The organism is Candidatus Eremiobacteraceae bacterium (assembly GCA_035710745.1).
Classification (GTDB): domain Bacteria; phylum Vulcanimicrobiota; class Vulcanimicrobiia; order Eremiobacterales; family Eremiobacteraceae; genus JANWLL01.
Genome location: DASTCX010000005.1, coordinates 1 through 19546, shown reverse-complemented (window position 1 = coordinate 19546; position 19546 = coordinate 1). Strand labels below are relative to the sequence as shown.

Genomic DNA, 19546 nt, shown 5'->3' with positions numbered 1-19546 from the left:
GTTGATGATGACCTCGTTCTTGCCGAGGGTCACCTGGACTTGCGCGCCTTCTTTTTGCGCCGTGACGGACTTGCTCGCCGCATCGTACGACACGGTGGCGCCCATCTGCTCGAACATGCTGCGCAGCGGCACGAGCAGCGTGCCATGCGAGACGATCGCGCCGAGGACGCGTCCTTGACGGAGCGTATCCGGATTCGCGTACACGTGGTGATCGTTGAAGAGGATAGGCACCTCACCCGAAGGCGGGGAGCCGAAGTTCGCCATGGCATCCGCGACTTGCGTGCCGGACGTTGCCGATGTTGCCGTTCCGGTGCTGCCGTACGCGTAGCTTGGGGCGATACCGACGATGGCCGCAACGGCCGCCGCGAGCATCGCGATCTGGAATTTTCTCAAAGCATACCCTCCTAGGTACATGCGTGGAGCGCTAGGTGTCTCAAGGGCTTTGCGAGCCGCGCGACTGTCGACCGAGCCGGTGTGAAGAGCCTGTCGCGCGATCTTGAGCAAACGCCACTCCCCCTGGTGCGACGGTGACCCACGGACCAGCGATTTCGGCGAACACCGGAATTGGAAGACCGCGACGAAAACCTTGAGATGGTGCGCCGAACTTCGTCAGACGACGGGCGCCGGACCGCATAGGGGCCTCGACCGCCTCTTCATGCTGGGCCACTGAGCGGGATGTTCGTAGACAGCTTGGTTTACCCTTCTGGCCCAGAGCGCCTGAAATGCCCGTAACTCAAGCCGGCGCCGACCGCGAGATTCGCCGCGGGCGGGCTCGATGACGAGCGTCGCGAAAAGCCTCGTCATGGCGGAGACGAGCGTGCGTGTCGTTCTGTTGGAAAAGTCGCCGCAAGCGACCGCGATGACCGCGACCGCTGCTCGCACGTGCTATTCGGCGAACGCACCGGATGCGATCGTCGAACGTTGGAAGTCGAAGCCCGAGGACATGGTGCGCACCGTCGATCGCGTGCGCGCCGCGGGTCACCACTCGACGCTCGAGCACAACATCTACGTCTTCGGCATCACCGGCATGTCGCGCGCCGCGACGCATCAGCTCGTCCGGCATCGCCATCTCCAATTCGATCAGCAAAGCCAACGCTATCTCGCTTTCAAGAACGCCGACTTCCCGTTCGTCAAACCGAAGAGGATCGCGTCGCTGCCGCAGCTCTCCGAGCGCTTCGACCGATTGATGACCGATATCGGCCGGGCGTACGACGAGATGCTCGCCGCCGGCGTGCCGAGCGAAGACGCGCGCTTCGTGCTGCCCAACGCGGCTGCCAGCCAGCTCGTGGTTTCCGGCAACGCGCGCGCCTGGTACGAGTTCCTGACGTTGCGGACATGCAACATGGCGCAGTGGGAGATCCGCGAGATGTCGTTCCAGGTGTTGCGCATCCTCAAGAAGCTGGATCCGGTGTTGTTCAAAGACGCCGGCGCGACGTGCGTCCGCGGGTATTGCAACGAGCCCGATGGTCCGAACTGTCCGCGCTACGTCGCCGTCGTGCGAGCGCAGATGGCAAGCGCGAAGTCGGCGGCAGATTGGCTCGCGTCACAAGGCAAGGCCGCGTCCAATGGAGCCAACGGCAAGAGCGCTGAGGCATCCGATGCGCCCGGCGCCGCGCAGATCCGCGACGAGTCTTAGCGCTTAGCCGCCGGGCAGGATCGTCTTCAGCGCTTCATCCATCTCTGCCGGCTGCATCTGTCCGATGCTGATATATCTGACGATCCCGCTCGAGTCGACGAAGACCGACAGCGGGATCGTATGGATGTTGAACGCGAGCGCGGCGGCTCCGGTGTCGATGGCGATCGGATACGTGACGCCGAAATGCGCGGTGAACGACTTGACCGCGACCGCCTGTTCTTGCTGATCGACGCCGAAGACGACAAGGCCGCCGGCTTTCTTATCCTTGTAGCGTTGCTCGATCTGCGGCAGCTCCGCTTTGCACGGCACGCACCAGGTCGCGAAGAAGTTCACCCATACGGGGCGACCGGTGTACGTGCGCAGGCTGACGGGCGAACCTGTGAGGCTGCTGAGAGCGAGGTCCGGCAACGCGCCGCCGACCATGACTTTTCCGCTCGATTGCGGCGATCGGACCGCCGCCACGGTCGCCATTCCATGCTTGAAGATGAGCGCCCCGATGACAGCCCCTATCAAGAGGATGACAAACGCCCAAATCGCCGCACGGACCGCCGGGGACGTCGCGTTCATGACGCCGAACGTTCTGTGGTTCGGCTAGGCCGTCCCGCCGATGCAAGCGGGGCAGGCCACGCGCCCTTTTGGAACATATCAAGGCCAAACCGAGTAACGCAAGGCATGACGATTTCTTTTAAAACGCCCTTCAATAGCATAGCAACTCTCGCATGCGTCGCCGCGATCGTGGCCGCCGCAGGTTGCGCGAACAAGAACGCGGCCGCCCAAAGCGGGGCGCAGCCGCTACCCGTCACGGCGCAACCGGCGAAGATCGGCACGCTCGTTTCGACGTTCGCGCTCACCGGCACGGTTGTGCCGGCGCGGCAGGGAAATCTCGCGAGCGTCATATCCGGCACGGTACGCGACGTCAACGTCCAGATCGGCGACCACGTGGGGGCGGGCCAAGTGCTCGTGCAGATCGACGATTCGACGCTGCAGGCGCAGCTGTCGCAAGATGAAGCGACCCTCGCGGAGGCGCAAGCACGCTTACGCGAGGAAGGCGCTGTGAATCGCGGCACCGCGATGACGACGTCGAGCTCGCTGCAATCAGCGCAAGTCGCGTACGATGCGGCCGCAGCAAACGACCAGCGCAACGAGTCGCTCTTCCGCCAAGGCTATATCTCGCAGCAGGCGATCGACCAGTCGCGAAGCGCTCTTGCGGCCGCCGCTTCAGCCCTGCGCTCGGCGCAGGTCGCCGCCCAAAACGCTAGCATGTCGACGGGGCCGTCGAGCGCAGCGCAAGCCGACATCGCAAGTATGCAGGCCGCCGTTTCGGCGGATGCGGCGGCGGTCCAGACCGTTGAGGCGCAGATCGCGCAGGCGGCCGTTCGCGCGCCCTTCGATGGAATCGTCACGCAACGCAACGTCGATCCCGGGTCGCTCGCGTCGCCGGGCACGCCGCTCGTCCAAGTCTCGCAGCTCGATCCGGCATACGTGAACGTCGGCATCCCCGACGGCGATCTTCAATATGTCCGTGCCGGAAGCCAGGCGACCGTCAGCGTCGATGCGCTGTCGGGCCGCGTGTGGCACGGCGACGTCGGCAACCTCAACGCGGCAGCCGGACAGGGAACGCTCACGTATCTCGCTCGCATCTCGCTGCCGAACACCGACACCGCCCTAAAAGCTGGGATGGTCGCCAACGTGACCTTCATCGCCGCGCATGAGAGCGGCGTGCTCATCGTGCCGCGCGGCGCGATCGCCTCGACCGACAACGGCAGCGTCGTGTACGTCGTCGACAACGGCAAGGCGAAGGTGCGCCCGGTGACGGTCGGCCTGCAGGCGCAAGATTCGGCGCAGATAAGCGGCGCCGGGATCGCGGCCGGCACGCTCGTCATCACACAACGGCCGGACGCGCTCGCCGACGGGTCACCCGTCAAGGTGGTCGCGTCCAATTGAACTGGTCGCGGCGACGCCGCCGCGCTCGACGCAAGGAGACCCTATGACCCCGCGCTTCGCGGCCGCAGCGGCCGCTTTTCTCGTCCTTACGGCAGCTCGCGCGGCGCTAGCGGCGCCCACGCCGTCACCCTCACCGTCTTCGATGTCCGCTCCCGCGATGTCGTCGACGCAGCCCTCGACGCAAATCCCGATGTCGATCAACCTGTCGCAGGCGGAGACCATCGCGCTCGCGTCGTCTCCGGTTCTCGCGCTTGCGCGCGGCCAACTCGAGTCCTCGCTCGGCTCGGTCGGCACCGCGCGTGCGGGCGAACTGCCCAACATCTCTGGTTCGGCCAGCACGGGGCGCGCGAAGTCGATAAGCCCGCCGGGCAACTTCGGCGGCTTCGTGACTCAATCGACCACGACGCTGACCACCACGAAGAGCGCGGCGCTCACGCTGCGTCAGCTGCTCATCGACGGCGGCCGCATCCATGAAGCGGTGTCGGCGGCGAAGTTCAGCTCCGACGCAGCACGCTACGATCTCGAACGGCAGATGCAGTCCGTCGAATTCAACGTCGCCTCTTCGTATTACGCCGCGCTTCAAGCGCGTCATCAGCTGCAAGTCGCGCGCGACAGCTTGAATCTCGCGCAGGTGCAGCTAAAGCTCGTGCAAGCGCAATTCAAAGCGGGCGTCGCCTCGAAGGCCGACGTGCTCACCGCACAACTGCCGGTCGCGCAAGCGGAGCTCGCCGTGGCGCAGGCCGCCAACGGAGAGCAGACGCAGCTCGCTCTCATGCTCGATACGATGGGCTTGCCGGCGCAGACCCCGGTGACGATTTCCGACGAACCGGCCTCGCCCGTGCCTCTTTCGGCCCTCGCAGACGTCCTCGCGATCGCGAATCGCGACCGGCCAGACCTACTTGCCGCGCAATCGAGCGCCAATGGAGCCGCGGCCTCGCTGCGCTCGGCGCGACTCGGCCTCTTCCCGTCCATATCGGGGAGCGGTTCGACGAACACCAACTCGAGCAAACAGACGACGGACCAGCCGAACACCAGTGGCTCCGGTCCGCCGACGATTTCGTCGACGACCTCGGGCGTGTACGCCCCCAGCTGGTCCATCGGTTTGCAGTTGTCGGTGCCGATCTTCGATGGCGGGTTGACCCGAGGCGAGACGGCGCAAGCGCAAGGCGCGCTCGATCAAGCGAACGCGAACCTGAAGACGACGCAACTGCTCGTGAGCCTTAACGTCCAGCAAGCGTACCTCGGCGTGGAGACCGCCCAAGCCGGGTTGACTGCGGCAGACGCCGAGTATTCGCAGGCGAGGACTGTCCTCGACGTGACGAACGCGCAATACAAAGCCGGCGTGACGACGCTGCCCTTGCTGCTCAACGCGCAGGTGGCCCTCGCGAAAGCGGAAGGTGATCAAGTCAACGCGCTCTACACCTACAAGACGGCCTGGCAGCAGTTGCTCATCTCGGAAGGCACGCTCGGCCAATAACCGCCGCGACCTCGCGCGCGAAATCGTAGCGGTCGAGCTTTAGCTCGACCGCTACGGTCTTTCATAGCGACGGAAAAATGGGAGCGGTCGAGATTCATCTCGACCGCCGCGGTCTGACGATTGCAAGGTCGTCTCCGGTCGACGTAAACGTCGACCGCTACATCGCCTATCTGCGGGATTCGAGGTCGCGCATCCGTTCGGCCCAGCGTTCCATGCCGCCCGCCATCGCTTTCGCGAGCTTCTCGCGGAACGATGCATCGCGCAACATCATCTCTTCCCAGGGCCACGTGATGAACGCCGACTCCGTCAGCACTGCCGGCATCGCCGATGGACGCACGAGCGCGAGATCGCCTGAGTGCAGTCCTTCATCCGGGATGCCGATCTCGTCGTGGTACGCTTGGTGGATCGACTCCGCAAGCGCCAGACTGTGGGGCTGGAAGTAGTACACGGAGTAGCCGTGTTCTTTTGACGGATCGGTGCCATCGGGCGGAGCGTTCTGATGGACGCTGATGAGGACGTCCGCATCGAGTCGCTCGGCGAGCGCAGGCCGGTCGTACAAGATCACGGGCGCGTCCGTCGTCCGCGTCATCGTCACGTCCGCGCCAAGCGCCCGCAGCCGCGCGGCGAGGCGAGACGCCACGTCGAGGTTGATGTCTCGCTCGACCGTTCCGATCGGCCCGACCGCTCCGGAGTCCGGCGAGTGACCCGGATCGACGACGATGCGAAGACCGCGCAACGCCGCGTGCGGCGGCTCTGCGAACGGAGGCGGCTTGCGGAATGTCAGGATAAGGTCGTCGCCCGACCACCGCGAGGTGTAGCCCCAAAAAGCGTGCTGCGGCAAACGGAACGAAAAACTGCGTGGTGAGGCGCCGAAAAGGTCGATGCGTCCTTTCGCGCCGTCTTCCTCGACCACGCGAAATGCTGGACGCGCGCCTTGCAAATGCATGACGATCGTCGTCGCGCGAAGATCCTCCGATCGCTGGACCGACGTGATCGCGGCGACCGGCACGGACGTCGCGTCGGGAAGCGCGACGAGCGACCGACGATCGACGAAATGAGCCGGCAAGCCAGGGGCCGCGACGCGAACGTAGTTGCCGAAACGGCCCGTCACAGCCAACTGCGTATGCACGGGCACCACGATGTCGGTGTCGGCGTAGAGCGATGGCGAGAGCATCGCATATGGCCGGTAGCCCGATTCAGGATCGGGCGAGTACGGGATGACCTCGCCGACATAAACCACGCGGCTCGACGCGATCGTAAGCGTTCCCGCCGACACGACATCCGATCCGTCGATCGCGATGGCGATGTGATAGACGACGTGCGCCGGCCCCGCCGTCCGCAAGCCGACGCGCACGTCGGCGACGTACGCACGCGTGCCGGCGCTCGCATCGGGCTCGAGGGTCACGTTCGCGAAACCTGGTCCATCCGCGGTGACGTCGGCGCCGTCGGGCGCGCTGATCGCGAGCCGGATAGACTCGCCGGGCTGGACGATCGTCGTCGTGGATGGGAACGGTGCGATCGTTCCGTCGTCGACGACGACAGACCGATCGACTTCTGACGACCATGTACCGTTGCTCGCACGGACGCGGAAAACGAAGCGGCCCGGATGCAGCGGCACGAATGCGCTCCATCCGCCATCGGGCGCGGTGATCGCGCGAATGCCGTTGACCGTGACGACGGATCCTGGCGGTGCGCTGCCTATCGCGAACGACTTGTCGAATGCACCGATCTCCTGACCTGGCGCGGGATAACGCACGACGATCTCGGCAGGTGACGCCGATGCGGATGAGGGTGCGCTCGCGCACATCGCGCCGGCGAAGACGAGCACGCAGACGACGCCGCGTACGCCACGCGCCGCGCGCGGAGGGAATGAACTCAACCCACAAGAAGGCATTTTCATGCAGCTCTTCGGCCGCATCGTGACGATTCGAAGCGCGGCCATCGCGGCGATTCTCCTAGCGACCGCCGCCGCCTGCGCATCGTGCCAGCAGCACCCCGGACCCACCGACGGCCAGATGACCGTCTTCATCACGGCTGACAGCGGTTCCCGAAGTTTCAACCCGAGCAAGTTCTCAGTGCCGATGGGTACGATCGTGACGTGGGTGAATAACGACGCGGTCGGTCACACGGTCACGGAGCCCGGCGTCTTCGATTCCGGTCCGATACCGCCGAACGGCGGCCGCTGGTCGTGGGTCGCATCGGTCGCGGGCACGTATACCTATCACTGCCTCATCCACCCCGACATGAACGGCACGCTGACCGTGACCGTTCCCGCACAGACGGGCTATTGAAGCTTTCGCTCCTCGCGCTGCTGGCGGCAGCATTGGCGGCTGCCGCGGGCTGTTCGTCGCGCGCGCCGTCAAGCAGCGGGTCGTCGACGACCACCGCGCCCGCGAATGTCCTGCGCCTCGTCACGGTCGGGGATATCGACGGCTTGAATCCGCTCTTGCGGTCGCAAGCGCTCGGCACCGATGTCGATCTGCTCGTCTACGGCTATTTCTTCGAGCTCGACGACAAGATGCGCTACGTGCCGGATCTCGCGACGGAAGTGCCGTCGCGAGAGAACGGCGGCGTCAGCGCGGACGGCTTGACGCTGACGTATCACTTGCGCAAGGGCGTGAAATGGCAAGACGGCACGCCGTTCACCGCGCGCGACGTCGTGTTCACCGCGAACGCGATAGTGAAATCGAAGAACGCGATCTCGTCGCCGAGCGGGTGGGATGACATAACGAACGTCGAGGCGGTCGGCGACTACGAGGTACGCTTTCACCTCAAAAAGCTTTACGCACCGGCGATAGCGACGTACTTCTGTGAGAGCGGGCTCTACCCGGTGCTACCGGCGCACGTGCTCGAGAGGTACTCGGATATCACGCGCGCGCCGTTCGATCATCCGATCGGAACGGGGCCTTTCCGGCTCGTCCGATGGAAGCGCGGCGAGAGCATCGAGCTTGTGGCGAACGCGACGTATTGGCGAGGGCGTCCGAAGCTCGACGGCATCGAATACTTCGAGGCACCTTCTAACGACGCCGCGGTGTCGATCCTGAACGACGGCAACGCCGACGGGTGGTTGCGAGCGCCGGCCTCGCTCTACGACAGGCTGGAGGACCTCCGCGGATTCCACGTCGAGTCCGCGCCCACGCTTTCGTACACGCACCTCGACCTCAACCAAGAGAACCGGACGCTCGACGATGCGCGCGTCCGTAAGGCGATCTCGCTCGCCATCGATCGCGACGCTCTCGCCGCGAAAGTCCCCGGTGCAGGCGCCGACGCCGCATGGGCGGACATCTCGCCGCTCTCGTGGGCGTACGATAAAGGAAAGCAGCCGAAGCCGGACCCGGCTCGCGCCCGCGCGGTCCTGCGTTCGGCGGGCTGGGAGACGGCGCCGGGAAATACGCTGCGCAAAGGCCGGCAGACGCTCGCATTCACGCTTTCGACGGCGTCGGATTCGCCGACCGCGCAGGCTATCGAGACGCTGCTGCAGCAGGAGCTGCGCGGCGTCGGCATCGAGACGACGATCAAGGACTACCCGAGCGATCAACTGCTCGCGCCGTTCGGAGCCGGAGGGGTCGTGTTCGCCGGCAAATACGACGCGGCGCTGTTCTCGTGGACGGCGGGCGCCGATCCGGACGATTCGGCCGAGTACATGTGCGATCAGATCCCGCCGAAGGGGCAGAACGACCTGTACTGGTGCGATGACAAGCTCGATGCAGCGGAGCGCGGAGCGTTGTCGACGTACGATCGAACCGTGCGAAAGCGTTATTACGCGGTCACCCAGAACGAACTCGCGTCGCAGGCGGCGACGATCGTGCTCTACTTCGAACGTCAAGCATCCGTGACGCCGGCGGACATGCGCGGCTTCGTGCCCGCGCCGTCGACGTCGAACAACTGGAACTCGTGGGAGTGGTCGATATGAGACTTCACATGCGTAGCATTCTTGCGGCCGCGATCGCGGCGCTCATCGCGGGCTGCTCGAGCAATCCGTCGGCGACGACGTCGGGCGGAGGCGGCGTGGCCTTCATACCCGGCACGCTGCGCATCGCCGACATAGAAGAGCCCGACACGCTCAATCCGTACATATCGACCGTCATCACGAGCATCGACCTGAGCTTGCTCTGGGGGTCGTATTTCTACAACATCGACAACCACGGGCAGTTCGTGCCGGAAGTCGCGACCGTCGTTCCGACGTTGGCGAACGGCGGTATCAGCAAAGACGGATTGACGCTCACCTACCATCTGCGCAAGGGCGTCAAGTGGCAAGACGGCGTGCCGCTCACCGCCAAAGACATCATCTTCACGTGGCACGCGATCATGAACGAGAAGTCGAACGTGCAGGTGCGGACGGGCTACGACAAGATCGTGAGCATCGACGCGCCGGACGACTACACCGTCGTCGTCCACATGAGGGAGCGCTTCGCGCCGATCGTCGCCTATTTCATGGGCGTCCAGGGCGGCGGTCCGATCCTCCCCGCGCACATCCTGAGCAAGTTCGACGACATGAACAAAGTGCCGTTCAACGCGAAACCGGTCGGAGCCGGACCATTCATCGTGTCCGACTGGGTGCACGGCGACCACATCACGTTGACCGCGAATCCGAACTACTGGCGCGGCGCTCCGAAGCTCCATCAGATCATCTACAAATGGATATCCGACAACACGACGATCATGACGCAGCTGAAGACGGGCGAAACGGACGCGTGGTTCCGTGCCGATCCAGGCCTCTATCCGCAGCTGAAGGATATGCCTGGTCATACGATTCTCGTGTCGCCCTACAGCATCTTCGGTCACATCGACTTCTACAACGACGACCCGATCCTCAGCGACGTGCGCGTGCGCCGCGCGATAGCGGACGCCATCGACCGCAGCCGGATGATCCACGACGCGGCCCACGACGTCTACTTGCCGTCGAACAGCGATCAGCCCAAGTTCAGCTGGGCATACGATCCGAATCTGCCGTCGACGAAGCAGAACCAGCCGGAGGCCCGCACGCTGCTCGACGAAGCGGGGTGGAAGGTCGGGCCCGACGGCATCCGCACGAAGAACGGCCAGCGGCTCGAGCTGCAGTTCTCGTACGTCACGGGCCAGGCGATCGCCCCGGCCATCGGCGCGCTGCTCTCGCAGGAGCTCAAAGCCGTGGGCATCAGCGTGACCCAAAAGGGGTTCACGTCGGCGACCTTCTTCGCGGCTGCCGGCAACGGCGGCATCTTGAACACGCACAAGTTCCAGATGGCGTACTTCGGCTGGATCAACGGCGTCGATCCTGACGACTCGTCGCTCTACCTGTCATCGCAGATCCCACCGGTCGGACAGAACAGCCTCTGGTGGCGCGATCCGAAGGTCGACGCGCTCGAGCACGATGCGCTGACGAACTTCGATCAAGAACGGCGCAAGCGCGACTATTGGGCGATCCAAGAAGAGATCGTCAGCCAGGCGCCGACCGTCATACTGTTCGCCGAGCAGCGCATCGACATTTTCAACTCGCACTTCCACAACTTCATCCCGTCGCCGGCAGAATCGGCGACATGGAACTCGTGGCAGTGGTCGATGGAATAAGACCGGTCAGGGTCTAAAGACAGGCGGCCGTCTCCGGCGAAAGAGACGGCCGCGCGCGCGGCTCGGGAGAAGAGCCGCGACAACCGGCGGGGAAGGGCTATGTAGCGCCGGGTGTCAGGCCGGAGGGAAGCGTGAGCGGCCCCCTCCTGATGATTTGACGAGACGTGCGACGCGCTCGTTACCCGCAGCGTTGTGACCACCGCCACACCGACCGACTATCGCGACTTAATGTAGTAGGCCTAAATGTGGTGCCTAAATGTAGTAGGCCGACCGAAGGTCGGCTGCCGAGCTTCGCTCGGCCTACTACATCCAGCGCACATCGGAAAGCCTCCGACGGAGTTCCGCCGAATCCAACGCTCATGCGAATCGCGAAGATCGCAGGCATCGAGATCCGCGCGCACACGTCGGCACTGCTGTCGTTCGCGGGCATCGCGCTCGCATTCGCGTTATTCTACCTTCCACAGCCGGACGTCACGCCTGACGCGTCGTTGCCGCAGCGGCTCGCCGTCGGCGCGGTCATCGCTTTGCTGCTCGCGGGCTCGGTCGCGTTCCACGAGTTCGCGCACGCATTCGTCGCGCGCGCACGCGGCAAGCCGGTGCACGTCCTGACGCTCTACCTCTTCGGCGGCAACGCGCACGTCGACGACCGCGGCCTCGACGCGCGCGATGAGATAGCGATCGGGTCGGCGGGCCCGCTCGCAAGCGGCGCGCTTGCGACGCTCTTCATCGCCGCCGGGCTGAGCGTCATCAGGTCGAGCAAGCCGGCCGGCGAGCTCATCCTCGATATCGGCCTCGCGAACGCCTTGCTCGCGGTGTTCAACGCGCTGCCCGGCTTCCCGATGGACGGCGGGCGCGTACTGCGCGGCATCCTCTGGAACCGCAGCGGCAACGCCGTGTCGGCGACGAAGCAAGCGTCCTCCGCAGGCCGCATCATCGCTTACATCATCGTCGGGCTAGGTGCATGGCTCATGGTCGCGACGGATGTCGCGGCCGGCGTCTGGGTCGCCGCGACGGGCTGGCTTCTCGCGACGCTCGCGCAGTCGTACTACCGCGCCATGCTGTTGAAGATCGCGCTCAACGGTTTGACCGTCCGCGATCTGTGCGCGCGCGATCTGCCGCTATTGCAGACCTCGGATTCGGTGGCCTCGGCATCCGCGTATTTCGGCGCAGGCGCGCTGTCGCGCACGCTGCCCGTGCTTTTCGGCGAGCGTGCCGCCGGCGCGATCAGCGACGTCCAGGTCGCAAGCGTTCCGGCCGATCAAGCGGCGTCGACGCAAGTCGCGTCCGTCATGACGCGAGCATATGAATTGCCGGGGCTTCATCCGTTCGTCGAAGCGGCGATCCTACCGCCGGTGCTCGCGACGGCGCCGCTCGCCGCCGCGATCGTCGAAGAAGACGGCGCGTACATCGGTCTGGTCCGCAAAGAGGACGTCGATCGCTACGTCGAGATGGTCGAAGAACTCGGCAACAGCGACGCGGCACGCGCCGGGCTCAAGGCGCTCGGGCCACAGCGCCGGCTCGCGACGCCGACCCGCGATACTACTTCGTGATCTCCATCTCGAGCAGGTTGTTCACCCGGTTGAAGTAGTTGAAGAGCCCGATCGAGCACACGATCTCGACGATCTGACCGTCGTCGAAGTGCGCGCGTAGGTCTCTCCAAAGCGGTTCGGGCAGGTGCGTCGGGTCGCGCGTGATCGATTCGGCGACGGCGAGCGCGGCCTTCTCGGCGGATCCGAGGCGCGAGTCAGTGCGCCAGTCGCGGATCGACTCGATGATCGCACCGTCGACGCCGTGCTTGCGTGCTAGCGCCGAATGCGAGGCGAGACAGTAGGGCGCCGAGTTCAGCGTCGACACCAGGACGATGCACAGCTCTTTGAGCGCCTGCGGCACCGTGCCCGGCCCCGTGACGGCTCGCATATGTTCCGACGCCGTGCGCATGATCGCCGGCCGGATCGACAGCGTCCGGAACATGTTCGGGTAGTTGCCGCGCGCCTTGAAGAAGCCTTCGAGGACGGGCTTGCTATCTTCCGGCGCCGAGGCCGGATCGATGGCGGGAAGACGAGGCATGGTTCGCATCCTTCGCTAAGCGCGGAGACCGTGGTTTTGAGGAGTACTTCGGTGGAGACCTTCGTCGTACCAGCCCACGCGAGCCATGGCGAATTCGAGCGCGCGAAGCGATCGCTCGCCGGCGGCGTCGACTCGCCGGTGCGAGCAGGCGTGCCGATGGGCGCACCGCCGCCCGTCATCGTTTCGGCGCGGGGCAGCAAAGTCATCGACGTCGAGGGTCGCGAGTACGTCGACTACCTGTGCGCCTACGGGCCCGTGCTGCTTGGACATGGTGATCCGGCGATCCGAGACGCGATCGCGGCCGCGGCAGAAAGCGGCACCGTCTTCGGGGTCACGCATCCGGAAGAGACGCGCCTCGCCGAGCGCATCCGCGAACATCTGCCGTCGATGGAGCGCCTGCGTTTCGTCTCGACCGGCACCGAAGCGTGCATGAGCGCCGCGCGCGCCGCGCGCTCGTACACGCGTCGCGAGACGATCGTCCGGTTTGCCGGCGACTACCACGGACATGCCGACGAGATGATATTCTCGGCAGGGGCGTCGAGCAATTCGGCGCCCTCCATCGACGCGGGCGTGACTCGCGCGACCGCCTCGAACGTCCTCATCCTTCCCTATAACGACGTCGACGCCGTCGAGCGCTGCCTGTCCGAGTCGGGCGATCGGATCGCCGCGCTCTTCGTCGAGCCCGTGTGCGCGAACATGGGGCTCGTCTTGCCGGCGCCCGGTTATCTCCAAGCCCTGCGCGAGTTGACGTCGCGCGCCGGCGTGCTGTTCGTCTTCGACGAGGTCATCACCGGTTTTCGGCTCGGCCTCGGCGGCGCGCAACACCTCTACGGCGTCCGCCCCGATCTCACGTGCATCGGCAAGACGCTCGGCGGCGGCCTTCCGATCGCGGCATTCGGCGGCCGTGAAGACGTCATGGCGCGGCTCGCACCCGACGGGCCGGTATTCCAAGGCGGCACCTTCTCCGGCAATCCGCTCTGCGTCGCGGCGGCGCACGCGTTCTTGGACAGACTCGAACGCGATCGCGGTCTGCACGACCGGCTTGACGCGCTTGGCAGTCGGCTCGCGTCGGGTGCGCGCGACGCGATCGCCGCAGCTGGGTTGGATTATCCGGTCGTCCAACTCGGCTCGATCGTCGACTTCATGTTCCGGCTTGGCGCCGCGCATGAGAACTACGACGAAGCCCGGACCGCAGATCGCGGCGCGTACGCGCGCTACTATTGGAAGATGCTCGACGAAGGCGTGTACCTCGCGCCGTCGCCGATGGAAGTGATGTTCCTGACCGCCGCGCATACCGATCGCGACGTCGACGCGACCATCGCGGCGATGCGAGACTCCCTTCAAGCGGGATCGAGCTAGGCGGTCGTCTCCGCGGCGTCAGCTTGGCGACCGAAACGCTCGATCGCCAATTTGCGCAGCTCGCGCTTGAGGATCTTGCCGCCGGCGCTCAGCGGGAACGATCGCACCGTCATGACGAGCGTCGGGATCTTCGAATCCTGGAGATTCCCCTTGCAGTACTCGCGGACTTCCGCCTCATCGAGCGTCGCATCGCCTTTGAGCACGACGCACGCGCACACGTCTTCACCGATGCCGCGCAGCGGCACGCCGATGACGTGGACCTCGGCGATCTTCGGGTGCACCGCGAGAAAGATCTCGACCTCGCGCGGATAGATCTTCTCGCCCGCGCGTACGATCATGTCGCGCAGCCGGCCGACGATGTTCACGTAGCCCTCGGCGTCGATCGTCGCGAGATCCTTTGTATGCAGCCAGCCCTCGGGATCGATCGCCTCGGCCGTACCTTCGGGATCGCGGAAGTAGCCCTTCATGAGTCCGAGGCCGCGGCAGCAAAGCTCGCCGGCGATGCCGGATGCGACCGGCTTGTCGTTTGGGTCGACGACTTTGAGCTGCACGTTTGCCAAAGCGCGCCCGACGGTGCCGAGCCGCTTCTCCGGCGGATCGCTCGGGGCCGAACGCGTCACCGCGGCGGTCGCCTCGGTGAGCCCGTAGCCGATCGTGAGCGCCGGTATGCCGAGCTTCTCCGTCGCTAACTTCGCGAGCGGCACGGGCACGGGGGTGGCGCCGGTGACCCCTTTGCGCAGCGACGAGCGATCGTACGATCCGAGATTCGGCTCGTCGAGCATCGCGGCGAGCATGTACGGCATCGCCGAAAGCAGCGTGCAATGCTCGGCTTGGATCGTCTCGAGCACGGTCCTCGGGTTGAACGTCTCGACGGGAACGACGCACGCGCCGCGCAACGCGCCGGCGAGGCTTGCTCCGATCGACGACATGCAGTGGTAAAAAGGGACCGGCGCGCAGATGCGCTCGTCTTGGGTCACCTCGAGCCGCTCCGCCATGTTCCACGCGGTCACGACGCAGTTGCGGTGCGTCAGCATGACGCCTTTCGGCGTGTCGGTCGTGCCGCTCGTGAAGAGCAGCATGATGACGTCGAAGGAGTCGAGCGCCTCGCCTCGCCGTCCGTAGTCCTGCGGATGCGACTGGATCGCCAGATCGAAGAGATCGTCGAAACGGAGCATCGACGGTTGGCGGCGTTTGCCGATCGAGATGAGGCGCCCGAGGCGAGGAAGTTTTTCGAAGCGTGCGTGGCCGACCGGCGCTTCGTCGAGATCCGGCAGCACTTCGCGGAGCGTCGCGAACGGATCGGGCGCGTCGGCCGACGGGGCGAGGAACAGCGTCGTCGTCTCGCTGTGGCGTAGCGCCGCTTCAAGCTCGCGCGCGCGATACTGCGTGTTCACCGGAACGAGAACCGCACCGATGCGCGCTGTGGCGAACTGGACGAGGCTCCACTCCGGGATATTCGGCGCCATGATGGCGACGTGCTCGGCCTTGCGCACGCCGAGCGCCATGAGCCCGCGCGCTACGACGTCGACGCGGTCGCGGAACTGCTTGTACGTGAATCGGACTTCTTGGGCCGGATACGCGACGCAATCGCGGTCACCGTTGCGTTCTACTTGCCGGTCGAGGATGTCTCCGATCCGCAATCTCGCAAGTTCGGTGTCGGGCATCGTTTCGAAGCCCTACTTAAGCGCGGCGCGCTATCGCGTCCTGCAGGGCATTTGCCCGGTGGGGCGTAGTGCATCGGCGCCTTGGGTGCTTGGAGTTCACACTGACGCAATCGCTCATCGATATCGCATTCAGAGGGAGCATTTACGCGCTCTTCGCCATAGGTTACGCGCTGACGTACGTCGCGGGAGGCACGCTCAACGTCGCGCACCCGGTGAGTGCGATGGCAGCCGCTGCCGCCGTTTCGTGGTTATTGGCGCGAAATCAACCGATCTGGATCGCGGCCGGCGGAGGCGTCATCGCAGGTGCGATCGCCGGAATCGTCGTCGACCGGATCGTCTTGCGGCCTGCACGTTCGCGCAGCGGGGGGCCGCTTGGGCCTGCTCGCCCGCTGATCGCCGGTCTCGCGGCGCTCGCCGCTTTCGGCGCTCTTGTGTCCGAACCGGAACGGCCGACGCACTTGCTTCACGCCGGTTTCTTCCGCGTCGGCGGTTTCGGCGTGCCGAAGCTGACGATCGAGGGAACGATCGCAAGCATCGTCGCGCTCCTCATCGTGGTGGCGATCGTCCGGACGAGCCGCTACGGGCTCGGGCTGCGCGCGCTCGGATCGAATACTCAGGCGGCTCGGGCTGCCGGCGTCGGCGCAGAGCCGATGCATCTGCGCACCGCGCTTCTCGCGTCGATGTGCGGAGCGATCGCAGCGATCGCGCTGTTGACGGCGCCCGATTATTTCGCCGGGCGGTCGACGCCGTTCGATCTACCGCTCGCGGGACTTGCGGCCGTCGCTCTCGGCGGACTGTCGTCGCTGCCGGCAACGATCATCGGCGCGTTCATCGTCGCCAGCGTTCAAGTCCTCGCACCGACCGCCGATGCGAGCGATGCCATCGCGGCGACGATGCTCGTACTTGCCATCGCGCTATTGCCGCGCGGCCTGCTCGCCGCGACGCGGCTTCGCGAGACGGATCACCGTTGATGCAGCACGCGGTTTCGCCGCTCATCGAGGCGCTCTGGCGCATCGGGATCGTCGGCCTCATCGGTCTCGGAGTCTGGATCGTATTCCGCTGCGGTCGCGTGATGCTCGGAAATGCCGCGTTCGCCGCGATCGCTGCTGCCGCAACGGCCGCGCTCGTCGCTCGCGGCACGGCCGATCTCGTCGCGGTCGTGGCAGGCGTGCTCGCCGCCGCCACATGCGGCGCTGCATTCGGTTTCGCCGCGGCGCGCGCGACGCCGACTGGTTTCGCGATCGCTTCGCTTGCGCTTTGGGCCGTCGAGCTGTCAGTGCGTGCGCCCGCAGGAGCGGCGCTTCGATCTGCGGGTTCGCCGGTGTTCGTCGTCATCGCCGTTGCCGGCGCCGCAGTCGCAGCATGGTTCTACGCGCGCAGCCGAAACGGACTCGCCGCGGCCGCGATCGGGCAGGACGAACGCGCAGCGCAAGGCATCGGCATCGATCCAATGCGAGTGCGCGTGACGGCGGTGACTCTCGGCGCGCTGCTGGCGGGAGTCGCGGGCAGCCTGAGCGTCTTCTATCCCGGATTCGACATCACCGCATACCGGCTGCACGGCGACGTCGCCGCCTTCGCGGCGGTCGTCTTGGGCGGCGCCGACTTCTCTTTCGGACCGCTCGTAGGCGCCGTGCTGGTCGCTATCGCCGCGGTCGCGCCGTTCACGAAAGAACACGCAGCCGCTGTGAATGCCGTGGCGCTGCTCGCGGCGACCATCGTACTGCCGGGCGGCATCGCTTCCATATTCTCGCGGGCGGCGCGCAGATGATCGAGGTCAAAGAGATCGGCGTCTCGTTCGGAGGAGTCAAAGCGCTCGACCGCGTTTCGCTATCGTGCGGCGCAGGCGAGATCATCGGAGTCGCCGGCCCGAGCGGCTCCGGTAAGTCGACACTCCTCGATGCGATTTCCGGTCTCCACCCACTGGGGTCTGGATCCGTTTCGCTCGGAGGGATTCGCACCGACGGGCTTGCGCCGCATTTCGTCGCACGGCACGGGCTTGCGCGAATGTATCAGGAAGATCGGCTTTTCGGCCGCATGACCGCCTTCGAAAACGTGCTCGCCGGCGCGCATCTTCGCGCTGAGAGTGATGAAGCGGCGGCATCTTCCGCGCGAGCCGCTCTCGAGTCGGTCGGACTGCTCGAGCATCGCGATGCGTACGGTTGGGATCTCACCGCCGGCGAACGGCGCCGGCTCGCTCTTGCGCGCGCGCTCGCATCGAGCGCGCCGGCGCTCGTGCTCGACGAGCCGCTACGGTGCCTCGACGGATCCGAGCTCGAGCTCGTGCGCGCGCTGCTCGCGCGTGCGGCCGCGGAGTCGGGCCGACGTGCGATCGTCATCTCGGATCGCGACATCTCGATGTGCGAGGGTCTGTGCGACCGCGTGCTCGTCCTCCACGCGGGCCAGACGATCGCGCACGGCACGTTCGACGAAGTCGTACGCGACGTCGACGTGCGCGACGCATACCTCGGCGTGGAGTGGAGCCAGTGACGCTGCTCGACACGATCAGCCCGATGCTCGAAGTCGACGACTTGCGCGTCATGCGCGGCGGGATCGAGGTCGTCCATGGCGTCAAGCTTCGAGTCTTCACGGGCACGATCGCAACGCTCGTCGGTCCGAGCGGCTCGGGCAAGAGCGCGACGCTGCAGGCGATCGCCCGCTTGTTGCCCGCCAAAGGCATTGTCACGTTCGGCGGCCGCCGGATGGACGTGCTGCGGTCCGAACGGGTTGCACGATGGGGGCTCGTCTACGTGCCGCAGGATCGCGGCCTCATCGCGAGCCTCACGGTCCGCGAGAACCTGCAGCTCGGCGCGTTCGCACGCCGCGATCGCTACGCGGTGAAGAGCGACGTCGCCGCGACGCTCGAGCGCTTCCCCGACCTCGGCCGGCGCGCGACGTCGTTCGCTCACGCGCTTTCGGCGTGGGAATCGACGCTGCTGGCGCTCGGCCGCGCGCTGATGGCGAAACCGCGAATGCTCTTGCTCGACGAGCCGACTTCGGGGTTGCCGCCCGAAGGGGTCGCCGAGATGTTCGCGCTCATCGTGCAGCTGAGCGGCCAGGGGCTGCCGATCTTGCTCGCAGAGCAGTACGAGCGCAAGGCGACCGCTATTTCCGACTACGTGTACGCGATGGATCGGGGCGCGATCGTCAAGGAAGGCGTTTCGCGCGTCATGGCGTTCGAACCGGAAGTCGAAGCGGCGCACTTGGGGGCGGCCGCCCCGTGAACGAGCCCGAATTCGACGCCTTCATCGAGTGCTGGAACGATGCGCGCTTCTTCGAGGCGCACGAAGTGCTCGAAGGGCTTTGGATGCGCACGCGTGACGAATTTCAGCGCGGCTTGATCCAACTCGCGGCGGCCCTCTACCATATCCAACGTTCCAACCTCAAAGGCGCCCGTACGATGTGCGACCGCGCGCTCTCGCGCCTCAATCAAAAATCAAACCATCCAACACCTATCGAAGCGAAGGCGTTGATCGATTTCGCCTCCCGCGTCCGCAAAGAACTATCGGACTCAAATGGCGCCGACCTGATCGCATCACGTCCACGCCTGTAGCGCTTGGATTCCTAGGGTCGGGTCAGGGATGGACCATAAGCCGCATCCTCGCGATTGGCCCATCCCGACCCGACTTAGAAAAGAAAGGCCGCGGCGGTCGAGCTAAAGCTCGACCGCTTGTATGTTAGCGGAGCCGGAGTATTTCCGGCGTATGCCTCCCTCACGCTGAGGGCAGCACGGGAGGGGAGTTTCGTCGACCGCTTTGGCGTCGAGCCTGCGAGGGAGATCGAGCCCCCTTCCGATGGCACGTGCGTAGATCGGACGGTATCTGCGGCCGCTCGGAAGAGCAGAGCCTGCAT

At 65.6% G+C, this 19546-nt stretch carries 18 protein-coding genes; 13 read left to right on the top strand and 5 right to left on the bottom strand.

What is annotated here, in order from left to right:
• On the bottom strand, positions 1-393 hold a 393-nt coding region (locus VFO25_02620), incomplete at its 3' end, for a copper amine oxidase N-terminal domain-containing protein (GenBank protein HET9341797.1).
• Positions 394-802: 409 nt separating this feature from the next.
• On the opposite strand from VFO25_02620, the gene thyX reads away from it, so the two are divergent.
• Positions 803-1636 carry an FAD-dependent thymidylate synthase gene (thyX, locus tag VFO25_02615; protein ID HET9341796.1) on the top strand — a complete coding sequence of 278 codons (834 nt, stop codon included), beginning with the start codon at positions 803-805 and terminating at the stop codon, positions 1634-1636.
• Between the two features lie 3 nt (positions 1637-1639).
• Here the strand turns inward: thyX and VFO25_02610 are convergent, their stop codons facing one another.
• Positions 1640-2203: a TlpA disulfide reductase family protein gene (locus tag VFO25_02610; GenBank protein ID HET9341795.1), complete on the bottom strand. Its 564-nt coding sequence runs from the start codon at positions 2201-2203 to the stop codon at positions 1640-1642.
• Between the two features lie 105 nt (positions 2204-2308).
• Here VFO25_02610 and VFO25_02605 point away from each other — a divergent pair, with 105 nt between their 5' ends.
• Positions 2309-3580: an efflux RND transporter periplasmic adaptor subunit gene (locus VFO25_02605; GenBank protein HET9341794.1), complete on the top strand. Its 1272-nt coding sequence runs from the start codon at positions 2309-2311 to the stop codon at positions 3578-3580.
• Positions 3581-3623: 43 nt separating this feature from the next.
• Positions 3624-5057 carry a TolC family protein gene (locus VFO25_02600; protein ID HET9341793.1) on the top strand — a complete coding sequence of 478 codons (1434 nt, stop codon included), beginning with the start codon at positions 3624-3626 and terminating at the stop codon, positions 5055-5057.
• 166 nt (positions 5058-5223) lie between these two features.
• Here VFO25_02600 and VFO25_02595 read toward each other — a convergent pair whose 3' ends face one another.
• Positions 5224-6936: an N-acetylmuramoyl-L-alanine amidase gene (locus VFO25_02595; GenBank protein ID HET9341792.1), complete on the bottom strand. Its 1713-nt coding sequence runs from the start codon at positions 6934-6936 to the stop codon at positions 5224-5226.
• A gap of 19 nt (positions 6937-6955) precedes the next feature.
• On the opposite strand from VFO25_02595, the gene VFO25_02590 reads away from it, so the two are divergent.
• From VFO25_02590 to VFO25_02575, 4 genes are all read left to right on the top strand, one after another.
• On the top strand, positions 6956-7348 hold the full coding sequence (locus VFO25_02590) for a cupredoxin domain-containing protein (GenBank protein HET9341791.1): 393 nt from the start codon (positions 6956-6958) through the stop codon (positions 7346-7348).
• A complete protein-coding gene (locus VFO25_02585) occupies positions 7345-8970 on the top strand; it encodes a peptide ABC transporter substrate-binding protein (protein ID HET9341790.1) in 1626 nt (541 codons plus the stop codon). The genes VFO25_02590 and VFO25_02585 overlap by 4 nt, the downstream gene beginning before the upstream one ends.
• Before the next feature lie 8 nt (positions 8971-8978).
• Positions 8979-10607: a peptide ABC transporter substrate-binding protein gene (locus VFO25_02580; GenBank protein HET9341789.1), complete on the top strand. Its 1629-nt coding sequence runs from the start codon at positions 8979-8981 to the stop codon at positions 10605-10607.
• 359 nt (positions 10608-10966) lie between these two features.
• Positions 10967-12157, top strand: a complete 1191-nt coding sequence (locus VFO25_02575) for a site-2 protease family protein (protein HET9341788.1) — start codon at positions 10967-10969, stop codon at positions 12155-12157.
• On the opposite strand, the gene VFO25_02570 is transcribed toward VFO25_02575, so the two are convergent.
• Positions 12147-12674 carry a carboxymuconolactone decarboxylase family protein gene (locus tag VFO25_02570; GenBank protein ID HET9341787.1) on the bottom strand — a complete coding sequence of 176 codons (528 nt, stop codon included), beginning with the start codon at positions 12672-12674 and terminating at the stop codon, positions 12147-12149. The two genes, VFO25_02575 and VFO25_02570, sit on opposite strands and share 11 nt — an antisense overlap.
• A gap of 51 nt (positions 12675-12725) precedes the next feature.
• Between VFO25_02570 and VFO25_02565 the strand changes: the two genes are divergently transcribed.
• Positions 12726-14033: a glutamate-1-semialdehyde 2,1-aminomutase gene (locus VFO25_02565; GenBank protein ID HET9341786.1), complete on the top strand. Its 1308-nt coding sequence runs from the start codon at positions 12726-12728 to the stop codon at positions 14031-14033.
• On the opposite strand, the gene VFO25_02560 is transcribed toward VFO25_02565, so the two are convergent.
• Positions 14030-15697, bottom strand: coding sequence for an AMP-binding protein (locus tag VFO25_02560; protein ID HET9341785.1), 1668 nt, complete (start codon positions 15695-15697; stop codon positions 14030-14032). The genes VFO25_02565 and VFO25_02560 overlap by 4 nt on opposite strands.
• Before the next feature lie 89 nt (positions 15698-15786).
• Here VFO25_02560 and VFO25_02555 point away from each other — a divergent pair, with 89 nt between their 5' ends.
• The 5 genes from VFO25_02555 to VFO25_02535 are packed head-to-tail and all read left to right on the top strand — an operon-like array spanning position 15787 to position 19247.
• A complete protein-coding gene (locus tag VFO25_02555) occupies positions 15787-16668 on the top strand; it encodes a hypothetical protein (GenBank protein ID HET9341784.1) in 882 nt (293 codons plus the stop codon).
• Positions 16668-17465, top strand: a complete 798-nt coding sequence (locus VFO25_02550) for a hypothetical protein (GenBank protein ID HET9341783.1) — start codon at positions 16668-16670, stop codon at positions 17463-17465. Before VFO25_02555 ends, VFO25_02550 begins: the two co-directional genes overlap by 1 nt.
• Positions 17462-18184, top strand: coding sequence for an ATP-binding cassette domain-containing protein (locus tag VFO25_02545; protein ID HET9341782.1), 723 nt, complete (start codon positions 17462-17464; stop codon positions 18182-18184). The genes VFO25_02550 and VFO25_02545 overlap by 4 nt, the downstream gene beginning before the upstream one ends.
• Positions 18181-18918, top strand: a complete 738-nt coding sequence (locus VFO25_02540; GenBank protein HET9341781.1) for an ATP-binding cassette domain-containing protein — start codon at positions 18181-18183, stop codon at positions 18916-18918. The genes VFO25_02545 and VFO25_02540 overlap by 4 nt, the downstream gene beginning before the upstream one ends.
• On the top strand, positions 18915-19247 hold the full coding sequence (locus tag VFO25_02535) for a DUF309 domain-containing protein (GenBank protein ID HET9341780.1): 333 nt from the start codon (positions 18915-18917) through the stop codon (positions 19245-19247). Before VFO25_02540 ends, VFO25_02535 begins: the two co-directional genes overlap by 4 nt.
• Positions 19248-19546: the final 299 nt, after the last annotated feature.

Excerpts from the sequence above, each read along its gene's own strand:
- thyX (HET9341796.1), top strand. The coding sequence starts at position 803 with ATGGCGGAGACGAGCGTGCGTGTCGTTCTGTTGGAAAAGTCGCCGCAA.
- VFO25_02610 (HET9341795.1), bottom strand. The coding sequence starts at position 2,203 with ATGAACGCGACGTCCCCGGCGGTCCGTGCGGCGATTTGGGCGTTTGTC.
- VFO25_02605 (HET9341794.1), top strand. The coding sequence starts at position 2,309 with ATGACGATTTCTTTTAAAACGCCCTTCAATAGCATAGCAACTCTCGCA.
- VFO25_02600 (HET9341793.1), top strand. The coding sequence starts at position 3,624 with ATGACCCCGCGCTTCGCGGCCGCAGCGGCCGCTTTTCTCGTCCTTACG.
- VFO25_02590 (HET9341791.1), top strand. The coding sequence starts at position 6,956 with ATGCAGCTCTTCGGCCGCATCGTGACGATTCGAAGCGCGGCCATCGCG.
- VFO25_02580 (HET9341789.1), top strand. The coding sequence starts at position 8,979 with ATGCGTAGCATTCTTGCGGCCGCGATCGCGGCGCTCATCGCGGGCTGC.
- VFO25_02575 (HET9341788.1), top strand. The coding sequence starts at position 10,967 with ATGCGAATCGCGAAGATCGCAGGCATCGAGATCCGCGCGCACACGTCG.
- VFO25_02570 (HET9341787.1), bottom strand. The coding sequence starts at position 12,674 with ATGCCTCGTCTTCCCGCCATCGATCCGGCCTCGGCGCCGGAAGATAGC.
- VFO25_02560 (HET9341785.1), bottom strand. The coding sequence starts at position 15,697 with ATGCCCGACACCGAACTTGCGAGATTGCGGATCGGAGACATCCTCGAC.
- VFO25_02550 (HET9341783.1), top strand. The coding sequence starts at position 16,668 with ATGCAGCACGCGGTTTCGCCGCTCATCGAGGCGCTCTGGCGCATCGGG.
- VFO25_02545 (HET9341782.1), top strand. The coding sequence starts at position 17,462 with ATGATCGAGGTCAAAGAGATCGGCGTCTCGTTCGGAGGAGTCAAAGCG.